The 14952-nt window shown below is 39.6% G+C and carries 10 protein-coding genes; 5 read left to right on the top strand and 5 right to left on the bottom strand.

Translation table 11 applies throughout. The features are described from left to right. The 3 genes from BFP71_RS14135 to BFP71_RS14125 are packed head-to-tail and all read left to right on the top strand — an operon-like array spanning window position 1 to window position 2515. Complete coding sequence (locus BFP71_RS14135) at window positions 1–1038, top strand: sensor histidine kinase (protein ID WP_069836100.1); 1038 nt, start codon at window positions 1–3, stop codon at window positions 1036–1038. Beyond that, a complete protein-coding gene (locus tag BFP71_RS14130; protein ID WP_069836099.1) occupies window positions 1035–1799 on the top strand; it encodes a LytR/AlgR family response regulator transcription factor in 765 nt (254 codons plus the stop codon). The genes BFP71_RS14135 and BFP71_RS14130 overlap by 4 nt, the downstream gene beginning before the upstream one ends. 56 nt (window positions 1800–1855) lie before the next feature. Next, entirely contained in the window at window positions 1856–2515 is a 660-nt protein-coding gene (locus tag BFP71_RS14125; RefSeq protein ID WP_069836098.1) for an HAD family hydrolase, read from the top strand. A 6-nt stretch (window positions 2516–2521) separates the two neighbouring features. On the opposite strand, the gene BFP71_RS14120 is transcribed toward BFP71_RS14125, so the two are convergent. Further along, window positions 2522–4945 carry an FtsX-like permease family protein gene (locus tag BFP71_RS14120; protein ID WP_069836097.1) on the bottom strand — a complete coding sequence of 808 codons (2424 nt, stop codon included), beginning with the start codon at window positions 4943–4945 and terminating at the stop codon, window positions 2522–2524. Window positions 4946–5108: 163 nt separating this feature from the next. On the opposite strand from BFP71_RS14120, the gene BFP71_RS14115 reads away from it, so the two are divergent. Together BFP71_RS14115 and BFP71_RS14110 are read left to right on the top strand one after the other, a co-directional pair. Continuing rightward, complete coding sequence (locus BFP71_RS14115; RefSeq protein WP_069836096.1) at window positions 5109–6434, top strand: sigma-54-dependent transcriptional regulator; 1326 nt, start codon at window positions 5109–5111, stop codon at window positions 6432–6434. Continuing rightward, entirely contained in the window at window positions 6424–7743 is a 1320-nt protein-coding gene (locus BFP71_RS14110) for a sensor histidine kinase (protein WP_088125044.1), read from the top strand. Before BFP71_RS14115 ends, BFP71_RS14110 begins: the two co-directional genes overlap by 11 nt. 83 nt (window positions 7744–7826) lie before the next feature. Here BFP71_RS14110 and BFP71_RS14105 read toward each other — a convergent pair whose 3' ends face one another. From BFP71_RS14105 to BFP71_RS14090, 4 genes are all read right to left on the bottom strand, one after another. Beyond that, window positions 7827–8798, bottom strand: a complete 972-nt coding sequence (locus BFP71_RS14105) for a hypothetical protein (RefSeq protein WP_069836094.1) — start codon at window positions 8796–8798, stop codon at window positions 7827–7829. A gap of 82 nt (window positions 8799–8880) precedes the next feature. Beyond that, the gene (locus BFP71_RS14100) at window positions 8881–10089 is read right to left on the bottom strand and encodes a GIY-YIG nuclease family protein (RefSeq protein WP_069836093.1); all 1209 of its coding nucleotides are present in this window, start codon (window positions 10087–10089) and stop codon (window positions 8881–8883) included. After that, a complete protein-coding gene (locus BFP71_RS14095) occupies window positions 10082–12133 on the bottom strand; it encodes a DEAD/DEAH box helicase (protein ID WP_069836092.1) in 2052 nt (683 codons plus the stop codon). Before BFP71_RS14095 ends, BFP71_RS14100 begins: the two co-directional genes overlap by 8 nt. Further along, window positions 12130–14883 carry a class I SAM-dependent DNA methyltransferase gene (locus BFP71_RS14090; RefSeq protein ID WP_069836091.1) on the bottom strand — a complete coding sequence of 918 codons (2754 nt, stop codon included), beginning with the start codon at window positions 14881–14883 and terminating at the stop codon, window positions 12130–12132. Before BFP71_RS14090 ends, BFP71_RS14095 begins: the two co-directional genes overlap by 4 nt. Window positions 14884–14952: the final 69 nt, after the last annotated feature.

The following is a 14952-nucleotide window of genomic DNA, read 5'->3' as shown; positions in this document are numbered from 1 at the left end:
ATGCGGCGCACAAAGGATTGGTCAGTAGCATTGATAGTAATCTCAGGAGTAATTATTACAGTATTATTGAATCTTGGTACTTTCAAGTGGGCCTTCTCAGACGACTTCACTACGCAGGGTATTATCTCGCAAAAACGTTTACAATTTGGCGTACTTTCGATTGTTACCCATTTCATCCTTTTCCAATTACTTGGAATATTTCATTTCCGATGGAAGGATCATTTAGCCAAAACGACTTGGCCACTTACCCTAAATGTCTCAATAATCATTTTATTGACATTGCTTCTTTTTTTCGGACTTACTTATATCCAAGACTTATATAGCAGCGAAAACTTCATTACCATCAAGAAAGAAATAGCGCTAGAATATTACATTTGGAATAACCTACCTATTGCCTTAATTGCTATAGCAGAGGCCTATTTCTTAATTTTATGGCGCAAATTAAGGCGGTCTGAAGTTGAAAAGATTCAGCTTAAAGAGGAGAAATCAAATGCAGAGTTAGCTGCCTTAAAAGAACAAATCAGCCCACATTTCTTCTTTAATACACTTAGCTCTTTGAGTAGTATTGTTAGAAACGAACATAAGGAAGCCGGCCTCGAATTTATCCAAGCTCTATCCAATACTTATCGATATACCTTAGCCAGTAAAAGAGAAGAATTGGTCAACTTAAATGCAGAATTAGATTTTGTAAAATCTTATTTGTTCGTTTTGAACAAACGTTTTGGTGAAAAGTTGAAGTGTCAGTTCGACGTGAGTGACGAACATCTATTAGAGAAAGTCCCTCCTATGTCTATTCAGTTACTGGTTGAAAATGCAACACAACATAATATCATCACAAAAGACAAACCTCTCACGATTAGTGTCTATAGTGATGGCAAAATGATTTGTGTTGAGAACAACTTACAAGAGAAACCCGCATCAGATGGTTTAGGTTTAGGGCTATCGAATCTAAAAGAACGCTATCGACTTATTGCTGAAAGAGATATTATTATCTTAAAAACTGAAGAAACGTTTAAGGTCAAAATTCCATTGTTGTGAAAGTATTGATCGTTGAAGACGAACAAGGTGGTGCGCAAAATCTTTGCGACATATTACTTTCTATTAATCAGGAAATAGAAATTCTTGCCATTGTAGAAAGTGTAAAAGAAAGTGTTGACTGGATAAAGTCGAACGTTAAACCAGACCTTGGTTTCTTTGATATTAGACTGGCAGACGGTGATTCGTTTGAAATTTTTGAGCAAATAGAAATCCATTTTCCCATAATATTCACTTCAGCCTACGACGAATATGCTTTAAAAGCCTTCAAAGTAAACAGTGTAGACTATCTGCTCAAACCGATCGAAAAGGAGGCTCTGAAGGCAGCCTTAGACAAATTCCACACGATTTATGCCAACAAAACTTCGACCTATCATGAGTTGTTAGCAACCATCACTGAATTACGGAAAACAGCGTCAAGGCGCTATAAACAAAACCTATTAGTCTATTATCGAGACCAAATCATTCCGCTTTCAATTTTAGATATCGCCTATTTTCAATTGGAAAACGAAATGGTTTATTGCTTAACACATCGAGGAGACAAGTATCAAATAGATCAAACTCTAGAGAGAATTAGTAGTCAAATCGATCCCGAACTTTTCTTTAGGGCCAATAGACAGTTTATCATATCGAGAAAATCGGTGCAATCGGCTTCACAACACTTTAACAGGAAGTTAAAAATCAAGTTGAGTCCAGCACCAAAGGAAGAACTTGCAATCAGTAAAACGAAGGCTGTTCCATTTAAGACTTGGCTCGAGTCCTAAAAAACCTCCTGCTTCAGAGTTATCCAAAACCTATATCTTCGCGCTAAAGAAATAACATGCTGAAAGCTGTAATATTTGATATGGATGGAGTCATTATTGACAGTGAACCGCTGCATCAAAAGGCATACTACGCCATGTTTAAAGAGGTTGGTATTGTCGTTTCCGATGAACTATATGATACATTGAGGGGCAAGTCGACCATTAATGTCTGTCGCGAACTGATCGAGATATTTCAGTTGAAGCATTCGGCCACAGAAATGGTGGCCATCAAGCGACAGCATTTCGATGTAATCTTCAAAACTGACAAAACATTTGACCTCATTAAAGGAGTCAGAAATATCATTGAGGACTACCACCAAAACGGTTTGACACTCGTTCTAGCATCTTCTGCTTCTATGCAGACCATCAACAGGATTTTCGATCGTTTTGATCTCAACAAATATTTCAAGGCCAAACTCAGTGGTGCCGATCTGAAGGCTTCAAAACCACATCCTGAAATCTTTGTCAAGGCTACTCAAGCCACAGGGTTTGAGCGTTCAGAATGTTTGGTGATAGAAGATGCCACAAATGGCATTGAAGCTGCTAAAAGCGCTGAGCTCTTTTGCATTGGTTTTGAGAGTATACATTCAAAAAACCAAGACTACCGTAAGGCAGACTTGGTTATCAAAAGTTTCGAAGAGATTTCTTTCAGCCGCATCAAGGACATTCTCTCTTAAGCACTCCTACTCTATTTGGAGTGTTTCCGCCGGGTTGGTTCTTGCCGCTTTCAACGAAATGTAACCCACTGTGAGCAACGTTAAAGTAAAAGTGACTAGAAGACCGAAGGCAAAGAGCTCCCAGCTCAACGATATTCTGTATTTGTAATTATCCAACCATACTTCCATGGCCTTGTAGGCTAGTGGGGCGCTGAGCAAAAAGGCTATGAAGGTAAGTACATAGAACCTTCGTGAGAAACTAAAGAGAATCTGACCGAATGAAGCACCCAATACTTTGCGAATTCCAATCTCCTTAGTTCTTTTCGTCGCCATAAAGGAAACCAAACCATATAGTCCTAGACAACCGATTATAATGGCAACTAGTGAGAAGATTCGAACACTCTTCAACATAATATCTTCGACGATGTAGCTATCAGTAATGTAGTCATCCACAGTACGGTATCGGAAAGCTCTAGTTGGAAAAACAGTCAACCAAGCTTCTTCCAAGGTTTTCAGGGCCGAAGGAAGATTACTTGAGGCGATCTTTAAATCCACACTGTTGACTTGTTCACACCATGGGAACATAATAAGAGGTTCGATTTCTAAGTCTAATCGATCTAAATGAAAATCTTTGGTTACGCCAACGATTCTTGCACGAGTACCATAGCAGTCTATCAACTTGCCGATCGCCTCTTGTGGGTTTTCTACAGAAAGTTCCTTTACAAACCTTTCGTTAACGATAAATGCCTCAATCGTATCATTGTATTCATCGGCGCGGAAATTTCTACCAGCCACTAGTTCTATATTATAATTGCTGATAAAACGATGATCTACAAACTTATTTCGTGATCTAATTTCTCCTTTTTCGTCATGACCTACTTCTCTGAAAGTAGTGCCATAACTACCGGCATCCATCGCCGGACCAGAACCGAAGTTATAAGAAATAACTTCTGGCATAGACTCAATTACTTGGGTCAATTGATCTACTTTGTTACGATCAGGCTGGTAAGCCGTAATCGTTAACATCTGCTCTTTATCAAAACCTAAGTCTTTGTTAATGAAATACTTCATTTGTACAGAGACCACGATAGTACCGATAATCATCAATTGGGTAATGCTAAATTGAGTCACTACCAATATTTGGCGCATATTTAAGCCAGACTTTTTAGCGGTTAAACCTGAAAATCCACTGCGTAATGCTTCCGAAGGCTTATAGGCGGATAATTTAATCGCTGGATAAATTCCAGCCAGTAAACTGATCCCGAAAATGAGCACTATACCGAATAACCAAGCCGATTGATCGATTTGCATGTTCATTTGTACAATCGTGAGCAAACCATTCCATCCTGTTAAGGCCAATTCAGTGATCCAAATAGCCAAAAAGAACGAGATTGTAGTTAGGAAGACTGTTTCTACCAAAAACTGCATAATTAACTGACCACGACTTCCGCCTAAAACCTTTCTAACACCAACTTCTTTAGAACGAGTGATCACTTGCGCCGTTTGAATATTGATAAAGTTGATGCAAGCCGAAAGCGCAATAAAAATGCTCAGTGCCCAAAAGGCTATCGCCATCGTAGGGTCGTTCGTATAGTTTCCAGAAAATCCCCACTGTGGATCATTATGGACATCTTTTAGGTTAATCAGGCTGTAAGTGCTGATCTCTGCATCATCTTTAGTTCGGTACTTATCCACCATTTGAGGAAAACGCGATTCAAAATCCTCTGGCTTTTGACCATCCTTCAAGACAATCCATGTCAAACCTGACGACAGGTTTCCCCAATTATCTCTATCCCAAGGGTTAATTCTATAGTAAGTTTCGGCAGTGGATAACAGTTGAAATGGAATATTGCTATTACTTGGTGGGTTATCGATGACACCTGTGATGTACACACGAATGGAATCGAAAAGCACAACCTCTTTGCCTAATATACCAGCCTCTTTGCCTACGTACTCTGGGTAATACTTCTCAACCATTTTGGTAGAAAGTACGAGTGAGTTTCGATCATCTAGGGCCGTTCGTTTGTTTCCAGCAATAAAATCGTAGTCGAAGTTTCTTAGAAAGGCACTATCAGCCATCAATAGCTTTCTACCTTCCTCAAACACCCGCTCAGCTCTAGTACCAGGGTTGATACTCACCAAGGTATTGCTAGGCCCAAAAGTCTGAATAACACTTTTTAACTCTGGATATTCAGTCCTCAACGACTTAGCTAACATAGACTGTGTAAGTCCAGTTTTTTGTAGGCCATTTGGATAATCTATGCTCAGATTGACTCGATATATTTGATCAACCAGTGGTTGGTTTGTGTCGAAGTTTTGTTCGTATCGCTCCTGTACATATAGAAATAGAAGACTACTGAGTCCAAGCGTAAGCGCTACAACGTTAATAGCAGAAGTGACTCTGTTTTTCCAGAGGTTACGAATGATGGAAAGAAAGAATGTCTTAGTCATAATAGTTTGCGTTTGACCATTAATAGGCTAAAGGCTTGCCATAAATCGTAACTAACTGATTATCTATTGCATATACTATATTTTCTAACAATCAAGGTCGAAAGTGATCGCATAAGTACATGCTACTGTTCCAACCTAGAACAGTAAATTACTATATTTATTTGTGGAAATACTCGCAATAGACGATGATGATTTAATGCTTCACACCATAAGCATGGTATTGGAAGATGCTTTCGGTGAAATTCAAACCTTGGAGCACCCAAATAGCGCTATCTCCTTACTAGAAACTTCGGATATAAAAGTAATTCTACTCGATCTCAACTTTGCCATTGGCGACTCAGATGGTGCGGAAGGTCTGGCATGGATCAAGAAATTTAAAGACCTAAAGCCTCATATCTCTATCATTGTACTGACAGCACATGGCTTCCTTGATGTTGCCGTTCAATCTCTAAAGCAAGGGGCGACGGACTTCTTAGAAAAACCCTTCTCTAATGAAAAACTTGTAGCCACTGTACAGGCAGGGCTAAATCTGGCTAAAACGCAGGAAGATTTAGCAGAAGTAACAGATAGCAGGAATTTACTTATCCATCAATCCAACCAGCTTGGGAGCATGATTGTAGGTCAGTCTACGGCCATGCAACATATGATGAAAATGGTTTCCAAAGTAGCCAATACAGAAGCTTCAGTACTCATTACTGGTCCACATGGTACAGGAAAAGAGATGCTCGCAAGGCTTATCCATCAACAATCTGCTAGGGCCGCGCAACCATTCATTAATGCAGACCTCAGTGCCATTTCCTCAGGTTTGTTTGAATCTACCCTATTTGGTCACATGCAAGGAGCATTTACCGATGCTACTGAAGACAAAACAGGCCTGATGGAAGGAGCCAATTTGGGTACGCTATTACTGGACGAAATTGGGAACCTACCCCTAGTCCTTCAAACCAAGATGCTTTCGGCATTACAAAACAGAGCGGTAAGTCGTGTGGGTGATCACAGGCCGAGAGCCATTGATATCCGTTTAATTAGCACCACCCACAAAACGCTTGAAGAACTTAGCGATACAAGTCAATTTCGGCAAGATCTCCTATTTAGAATTAACACGGTACACATTGACCTTCCACCACTCAGAAACAGACGTGAGGATATAAAATCGCTTGTAGATCACTTTCTACAGCACTTTAATCAGAAATATGAGCGAAAATTTAAACTCGATAAAACTCAGTTAAGATCATTGGAAGATTATCATTGGCCTGGAAATATTAGAGAGCTCAAAAATACAATTGAGCGAATGGTCATTATGGATAGCCATGAATCATTTAAGGGTGCCGATGAATCAGAAAAGAAAGCTGATAACCTTTATGAAGTAGAGAAACTGAAAATTGTAGAGGTAATGGAGCGACACGCGGGAAACATTACTCATGCAGCGAATGAGCTTGGTATCGGCAGAAATACACTCTATAGAAAATTAAAGAAGTATGACATTTAAAACGAGCTTCTTTTACGTATTCATACGCGTCATCATCATTGTTGGCCTAGCGATCGGTATGTGTTATTCATATCTCGAAACTGATTTATCCGTGACCCCCGTTATGTTTGCCATGCTTATTTTGATTATGTCCATTGAGATGACTTGGTATTTGAGAAAACAGGAAAGAAACTGGGCGAATTTTCTAAATGCCATCTCATTTGGAGACTATAGCAGAACTTATCAGAAACAAACCAATAGCAAAGACTTAGAAAAGGCCTACAACTTGATCACCGAGCGAATGGAATCTCTTCAAACCAATAAAGAGGCAGAATTCAGGCTTTTGCAGACCGTATTAAGGCATGTATCGGTAGCTGTAATTTGTTTTAAAGAGACCGGAGAAGTGGTTTTCAGCAACAAGGCCTTTAGCAAGCTGCTTGAAATCACCGATTTTATTCATATCGATAAATTTGAAGCAGACTATCCTCAAATCTATCAGGTATTTAAGAAAGGCGAAGGAATAAGTACCGAATGGATCGATCATAAAAACGGACAAAAACTTTTTGTCAAGAGTGAGTCTTTCAAACTAAAAGGAAAGCCTTATCGCTTGGTTTCTCTTGCCGATATACGAAGTTCTTTGGATGCCAAAGAGTTAGAAAGCTACCAAAAACTGATGCGCGTAATGACGCACGAGATTATGAACTCGACTACTCCTATCCTTTCTCTTATTCGAGTAGTCAACAAAAAACTGATCAAAGATGAAGCGCTAGAATCACTTGCTGAAAGAGATCAGAAAAACGTTGCTAAGAGTCTTGAAGCCATAGAGGTACGCACTGAGGGTATGCTCAAATTTGTGGAAGCTTATAAGCAAATCAATCGTCCAGTGGCACCTCACTTGGAACTCGTTCAAAGCAAAGAACTCCTTGATTCTTTGTCTTCACTTATGCAGCCTGAAGATGCCATATCCATCGTGTACGAAGACAATTTCAATGGTCCATTGAAGATAGACCGTCATTTGATGACTCAAGTGCTGATTAATTTGATTAAGAATGCGCTGGATGCTGTTAGAGCAGTGAATAATGCATCGATTTGGGTGAATGTCTCTAAAATCGATGAACGTATGTTGATTCAAGTAATTGATAATGGGGCTGGCGTGTCTGAAGATAGAGTACAGGAGATATTTGTTCCGTTTTATACGACCAAAGCAGATGGTTCAGGAATTGGCTTGGCGCTTTCTCGCAATATCGTCAGAGCGCATGGAGGTACACTAACTTATAGCAGAGATAGTGGTCTGACGAGGTTTGTGGTGGGGTTGGTAAAGGAAAACTAAGCTTGGGATTTAAAATTTTATAATAGATAATTGAGGTTCAGAGGTTAAAGTAACGCACATGAGATTGTACAAGAATAGTAATGTTAAAAAACCTCGTCTAATGACTTCGCCTTTAATATTCTTTCTTTAGAAGAATAACGAGGGCTCTGAGGAGCTTTTCCTTTAATTTTTCCAATCGAAACCTTTTTAACTTTTTCAGCAGGATCAGTAAAGGTCAATATATACTTATTCGTGTCTTTGTATTGATCAATTGATTTCACCTCTGCAATATGTGTTATTGCGGATATAGGAGCTACCTGATAAGCTGCTATATATTTGATCATCGGAATCATGGAAGAATTTAGACGAATGGCATACCAACAATCTTCACCAATGAATACCTCATTGAACCCATCTTCACGGGCTGGAACAACAATAGTATCAATATCCGTAATATTCACTTTTTCAGTGTCTTCCGATAAATCATTAAGGAAAGGCTCAAAATCATAAAGAATGTCACCTTTATCACTTTTAAACCTCTTAAGGGTAACCGTCTCCACAGGAAAACGAAAGCGACTAATTAATACGGTTTCTAGTTCCTCTCCTAGTTCATCAATAATCAGTAAAGCATTAAATGAATCCGGTTTGTGGATAATCGACTCAAGTAAATAATCCACATTTTCAAATCCATTTTCTTTGGCAAATAACTCGCATTTTCTCCATTCAACTTGTCGTTTCTGGAGCATCTCTTTGATTACATTTTTTACTTTAACCTTAGATGCTTCAAAAGAAAGAGAGAATTCTAAAATTTGAACTGCTATGTGTTTTAAATGCTGATGGCTAGTCAAATCATTTTCAACAACAAAGACTTTAGGATCCTTCTGATTTGTTAAGTCTATTAAATAGCCATCAGGGAGGTTATTGGTTTTTCCTCTTTTTCCAATCTTCTTTTTGTCATCGAGATAAATACGTTTAGAACCAAATAACTGTGACTTTACTTCATTCACTGCACTTTCAAGTTCAGCCTCATTTTCATAGGGAAGATGCGTGTATCTCTCTTCTTTATTCCAAAGCATGATTTGCTATTTAGTTCTCATTTTTTTTACTCAACTCCTTATTGCACTATAGGAGACAATGTTTCTGTAATCTTGGGTGTCTCTATCTTTGTTTCAATTCTGCCGATTTAGGGTCGTAATAATAATCTCTTAAACGACCTTGCTTTAATATCTCTACCAATTCATCAATGATAAATATGGGTACTAAAAACCACTCTTTGGCTTTTACAGGCTTGCCAAAACGATCTTTCATCTCAATATCAAGCCGGGCAGGGCTTAAAACCTTATGGATAATTTGCTCAAGCTTGACCCGGTTAATATTGGCAAGCTTATAAGTAGCTACTATCTCTACCTCTGCTAAAAGAAAAGTGGGATCATTTTTAGCGTTGACAACGCGTTTCTGAACCTCTCCACCCGTCACTCCTATCTTATGAACTATGTCTCTACTTTCCTTAATAGCCGGATGATTTGATAAACTGCGAAGCACATAGATAGTACCGCTTTCTTGATCATCAGCACTGTTTTCACCAGAAAAGAGTGGCCCGGAGTTAGCGCCAGTAATAAACCTGCTGGTTTCGTCCTTATACATGGCCCGAATAAGAGACCTTAATAAGATATTGCTTTCAGTGCCATTGGCATAAATCACCCTCAATCGTGCATCGTCTTCGCCATTAGGTGCCTTGATGGTTTCTCCTACCTCGGCTATATAGGCAATCTGCCCTCCAACAATAATAAATTGCTCCCGACCTAGTGTAGTTTTGGTAAAGCCGGCATCTTTTCTAAAGCGAATGGTTGGTCTCAAGCCATCAAACATATCCCTTTTAACAGCCTCAAATAGCGGCTTAAATTGCTCAAAATCTTCACAAGCAGTACGATTGGCTATTTCTTCTGCTGCCCGCTTTTCTGCGCGGGTTTTGACATGCTTCAGCTTCGTGATGGAGTTTTCCTGATCTTCTAAACCCAGCTGGGCAAGTAGCTCTTCATCATTCAGAGTAGCTTCCGTTTCAATATTCAGAGTAGCGCCAGCGTCTAACAGATTTTGATAGTCCATGGGCTGCACTAGTTCCCTGCATTCATCTAGTTTGCGAATTTGATCTAATCTTACCGCATAAAGCCTTTCAAAAATATCTTTCTCTTCACCATGCTCAGGCAGTTTGCCGTGATCTTCCACAAACTTTTGAATCTCTTCAAAGCCCGCAATAATCCGTTCTTCACGTGGCGTATGCTTTACCGCTTTTTTTACCTCAACCTCTACGCCCAATTCTACTAACAAAGCATCATCTTCTTCGGTAAGTGTCTTTTTCTTAGTCATTCGCTTCCTCCGATTTCAGCCTGGCAAGATAGGCTATCCCTTGAGCCATTCGTTGTTCCCATGGATCAGCCGATTTTATATCTGGCAATCTGTTTCTCTCTTTTTTAAACTTCAAGGCTCTTTTTGCCAACTCTCTGGCGTCCTCTAAAGACATATTAGGGTTTCGGGCTGAAATTACCTCAGCCATCGCTTTGAGACTTTGCTCAGTCATTGCCTTGGACAAAATAGAATAAGCCTCACTAAATGGATTAATACTATCTATCCAATCCACATCTAAGTCTCTCACATCCATAGCAAACTTACGTATGCCATCGATAAGCGCTGTGCTTCCTCTTCCTTCCAATTCAGAATCATTATTGAGTACTTCTTTCGCCTTTTGAGTCAGGTTTAAGGCTGCTATAGCATGTTGACGCACAGCTTCTCTATCTTCATCATCCAACTCAGGATATTTCTCTTTTATGATTTTACCCATTCTGATCTGCGTTAATTCCTCAGGCACAGTTTCTTCGTCAAACAAGCCTCTTTCAATAGTTTGCTTATCCTGGGCAAAAGCGGCAATTACTTCATTGAGATCTTCTTTGCAGATTCGCTGTGCATCTGCACTTTTGGGTTCTATGAGTCCTTTGACTTCAATATGGTACTCACCCATCTCTTCATTGAAAGCCATGTTACAAACGTCAGGATCGTAGCCTCTTTCACCATAGTCTAATAGAGGGTTAGCCTTATTTTCTGGCCTTTTAGGTATGAAATTGAATTTAGGAACAAGTACTTGCTCCATTAATAAACTTGCTGAAATAGCTTTAAGAGTATCGTTTACAGCATCTGTGACTGCTTCTTCGGACGCATCTGGCTCTGCAATAAGATTAGTGAAGCGAGAATGAGTCTTGTCCGGTGCGTCCCTTGTAGCTCGACCAATTATTTGTACAATCTCTGTTAGACTGGACCTATAGCCAACTGTAAGCGCATGTTCGCACCATATCCAATCAAAACCTTCTTTGGCCATGCCTAATGCAATAATGATATCAACATGATCAGGATTGTTCTTGGCTTCTGGCAATTTTAGCGCTGAGGAAACTCTATTTCGTTTAGTTGGCTCATCGTCTACTAGATCAGCCACTTTAATAACTTTTCCCTTAGTTGTTTTAATCAGATGAAAACCCGTTTCTGGGTCTATACCCTGCCATTCACCCATTTCATCCATAATATGGTTGACTTCTTTGATCTTGTCTCCCATGCTTTCACGAGAATTGACATTGGGTATATGTATTATCGTTTTCTCTTCTGGGTCAAGCACATTCAGAATATCTTCTGCATACGCTCCGCTGTAGAAAAAGTAACCAATATTTAAAGTTTTTAGATACTGGTAACCATTAAGCTGTTCATAATAAGTATAGGTAACTGTATCGAATCGAGCCTCGTCTTCGGGCATTAAAACGGGAATGGCATCGCCCCGAAAATAAGAACCCGTCATAGCTACGATATGAGCCTTATCTCTGGAAATAAATTGCTTTAACTGTGTACCTAGCACGTTGTCTTCATTAGCACTAACGTGATGAAACTCATCAATTGCAATCAATCGATTATCAAATGCCTCAACTCCAAAGCGCTCAATCGCAAATCGAAAAGTGGAATGAGTACATACCAAGACTTGGTCTTCACTATCCAGAAATGATTTGACAGCAGTTACTTTGCTACCATCTTCTCCGGGTGCATTACACAAGTTCCACTTCGGTACCACCTCCCAATCGTAGTAAAAACCAAACTTACTGAGAGGCTCATTCGTAAAACTTGATCCTATTGATTTTTCTGGAACAGCAATTATAGTCTGTTGAATTCCTTGGTTGTTAAGTTTGTCAAGTGCTATGAACATTAACGCCCTACTCTTACCAGAAGCCGGAGGTGATTTGATTAGAAGGTACTGCTCACCACGCTTTTCATAAGCTCTTTCCTGCATGGTTCTCATGCCCAATTCATTGGACTTGGTAGAGTTGCCGGTAGTTTTATAATTAACCGTAACTGATGGTATGGCTTTCTTCTGAGTCATGAACTTTTCTCTTTAGTGGTCATCTTGGTATAAAAATCGAATAGTTTTTCCAAGCGCTCGGTGTCGTTTTTGAATCTCCGCCCTATATAAATTCGTTCTAGCACTTCATCATTGCGTTCATGTGCCTGGCGCAAATCTTCAGGCATTTTTTCAGGATCATATAACTCCGCTATGGTAGCTGGAAAATGCCGTTCGCGAGCTATAAGTATTTCTTCCGCACAAGTGATTAAATCTTGTTTATTCTTTTCAGTTAAAGGAGGTACTGGAAAAGTGTTCCAGCCAAGAGTATTGGAATACGAAAAATCAGTCCGCATCCTTACACAAACAGTTCCTATCCAAACCCAATGTAAACGAGAAGCAATTAAGGCCATGTTCCAAAGTGGTGCATCGTATAATGCAAACGCCTTATTATGAACGATGGCATTGGATTTTATTACTCCTACTGGAAGGTAAGGTCGATTTTCCGAACTTACTATTGGCACCACTAGAAGTTGCTTTGTAGCTTCATACTGATCTCTAAATCTGTAAGGGGTCAAAGACAACTTCTGAGCTTGAATGTCCTTCTTTTTCTCCTTTCTGACTGCCTCTACTTTATTAATCCTATCTGAAATATCAGTGTGTAACATTGCATCATCCAACTGTGATTCCTTTATCCAAATACAGTATCTTGGATTGCAAGTAATAAACTCTCTAGATCCATATAAAGGACGGATAAACTCCTGTACTTCAGGGGTACGCTCAGATAATTTACGGGCTTCTGTAGAGGTAAGCATCAATTGATTTGCATAGTATGGATGATTGCCAAACTGCATTGCAGTGCGGTTGTCGGTTACCTTGCTTCTTGGAGTTACAAATACATTTTCCGATGCAACTAAATAGGCATTAATGTTATCAACCTTTTTTACTACCGTCTCTCCGTTATCATCTGATGTAAAAAGCATCCTATTGGACTTTCTTTTAGCCAGCCCGATGATAGACACCGTTACACCTGCATTGTAACTAGCAAGGTTAGACCACTTAAAGGATGGAAAAGCAAAAGAAATGGAAATATCATGCTTAAAGATTTCTGGCCATAAAGTAGACACTTGAATACCTTGACAAATTGAATTTGTGCTTACAAATGCAACTGATGCCTCAGCTCGTAAAATGAAATCAACCGCTTTGATGAACCAACCTGAAACATAATCCAGCAACAACGTTCTTACTCCTCTATCTGCGAAAACTCGCTTTAGCTCATCTTTTTGTAAGTCTGATTGATACTTCCTCCCAAGATAGGGTGGATTTCCACAGATAAATGTTTCTCCAGACTCGTTATTAAAATCCATTTGAGTTTGATCAAGAGGAGTACTGAAAAGGTCATCAGCATATAATTTAACCCCCGCACCTCCGACACCCATTAAATTAACCCAATCCAAACGAAGAGCATTTCCTCGAATTATCCAATTTTGAGCATCCAATGGAAGAAATTCTGCAAGAGCTAATTTTTGTCCTCTGTAAATAACATCACACTGATATTCCGCAATAATAAGAGCCAGTCGTGCTACTTCAGCTGAAAAATCTCTTAACTCAATTCCTCTGAAATTGGTCAACGGTATCTCAGTAGTTCGATTGAATTCTCCTCTCCTTATATTGATTTCATTTTCAATTTCACGAAGCTGCTTATAAGCAATCACTAAGAAGTTACCTGAGCCACAGGCAGGATCAAATACACGAATTCTCGAAATACGCTTTCTGAGGTTAAGTAATTTTCGTGGATTATCTCCAGCTTGCTCTAATTGAGTTCTTAAGTCATCCAGAAACAGTGGGTTAAGTACTTTAAGAATATTGGGAACCGAGGTATAGTGCATTCCCAAAGCACCACGCTCTTCTTCATCTGCCACGGCCTGGATCATAGAACCAAAAATATCTGGGTTGATCTTCTTCCAGTCGAGACTTCCTACATGCAGCAAATACGATCTGGCAATCTTAGTGAATTTGGGAGTTTCAGTTGACCCTGAAAACAAGTGGCCATTTACATAGGGAAATTTATTGGCCCAATTCTTAACATTCTTTTCCGAGCGATCTTCCTGTCTGATGTCCATTGCTCGAAATATTTCACCAATAATTTCATGAGTGTCAGAGGAGTCCGAAGTACTCATTTGCTTTACGGTATCCGTAAATAGGTCATCGTTATTGAAGATGCCCGTGTCCTCAGCAAAGAAGCAGAATATAAGTCTTGCTAAGAAGTGGTTCATACCCTGGCGTCTATCGGCCCTCGCCCATTCAGGGTTGTGTCTTAACAGTTCTATGTAGAGCTTATTGAGTCTACTTGTTGCCTTAATATCGAAGGCATTCTCTCGAATTTCTTTAACCGTACTAATGCCGGCTAGTGGAAGGAAAAACCCAAAGTGATTGTGAAATGTACTGTAAGCACAAACTACCGTTTCTCCACTGTTCAGGTCTTCGGCCTCAAACTCATTACCGTCTGTAGCCAAAACAAATTTGGCTTTGGCCTTTGTGGTAACAGAGCTTTGTTTTAGCTCTTTGATAGTTTCTAATACCTTGCCTTCACTACAAACAGCGATATGAATATTACTATGCTGCAGCACGCCCCCTTCTACATCAGACTTATTGTTATTGCCCGCTCTCAGGCGCTTGATCGTGGTAGGCTTATTACCAAAGGCTTCCAGAAAGGCGTAGGGGAATTCTGTCGGGTCAAAGTCTTGCTCCGCCAATAAAGATATAGCCTCTTCAATTTCTACTGCGTTCATGTAATACGGGTATGCAAAGAGTTTTTCCTTGATTTAAATTCTCTTAGCCAGAGTTTTGAATGCCTACAT

The sequence above is a fragment of the Roseivirga misakiensis genome (assembly GCF_001747105.1).
Lineage (GTDB): Bacteria > Bacteroidota > Bacteroidia > Cytophagales > Cyclobacteriaceae > Roseivirga > Roseivirga misakiensis.
Note: the sequence above shows the minus strand (reverse complement) of the source record. Positions and strands in the feature narration are given on the sequence as shown.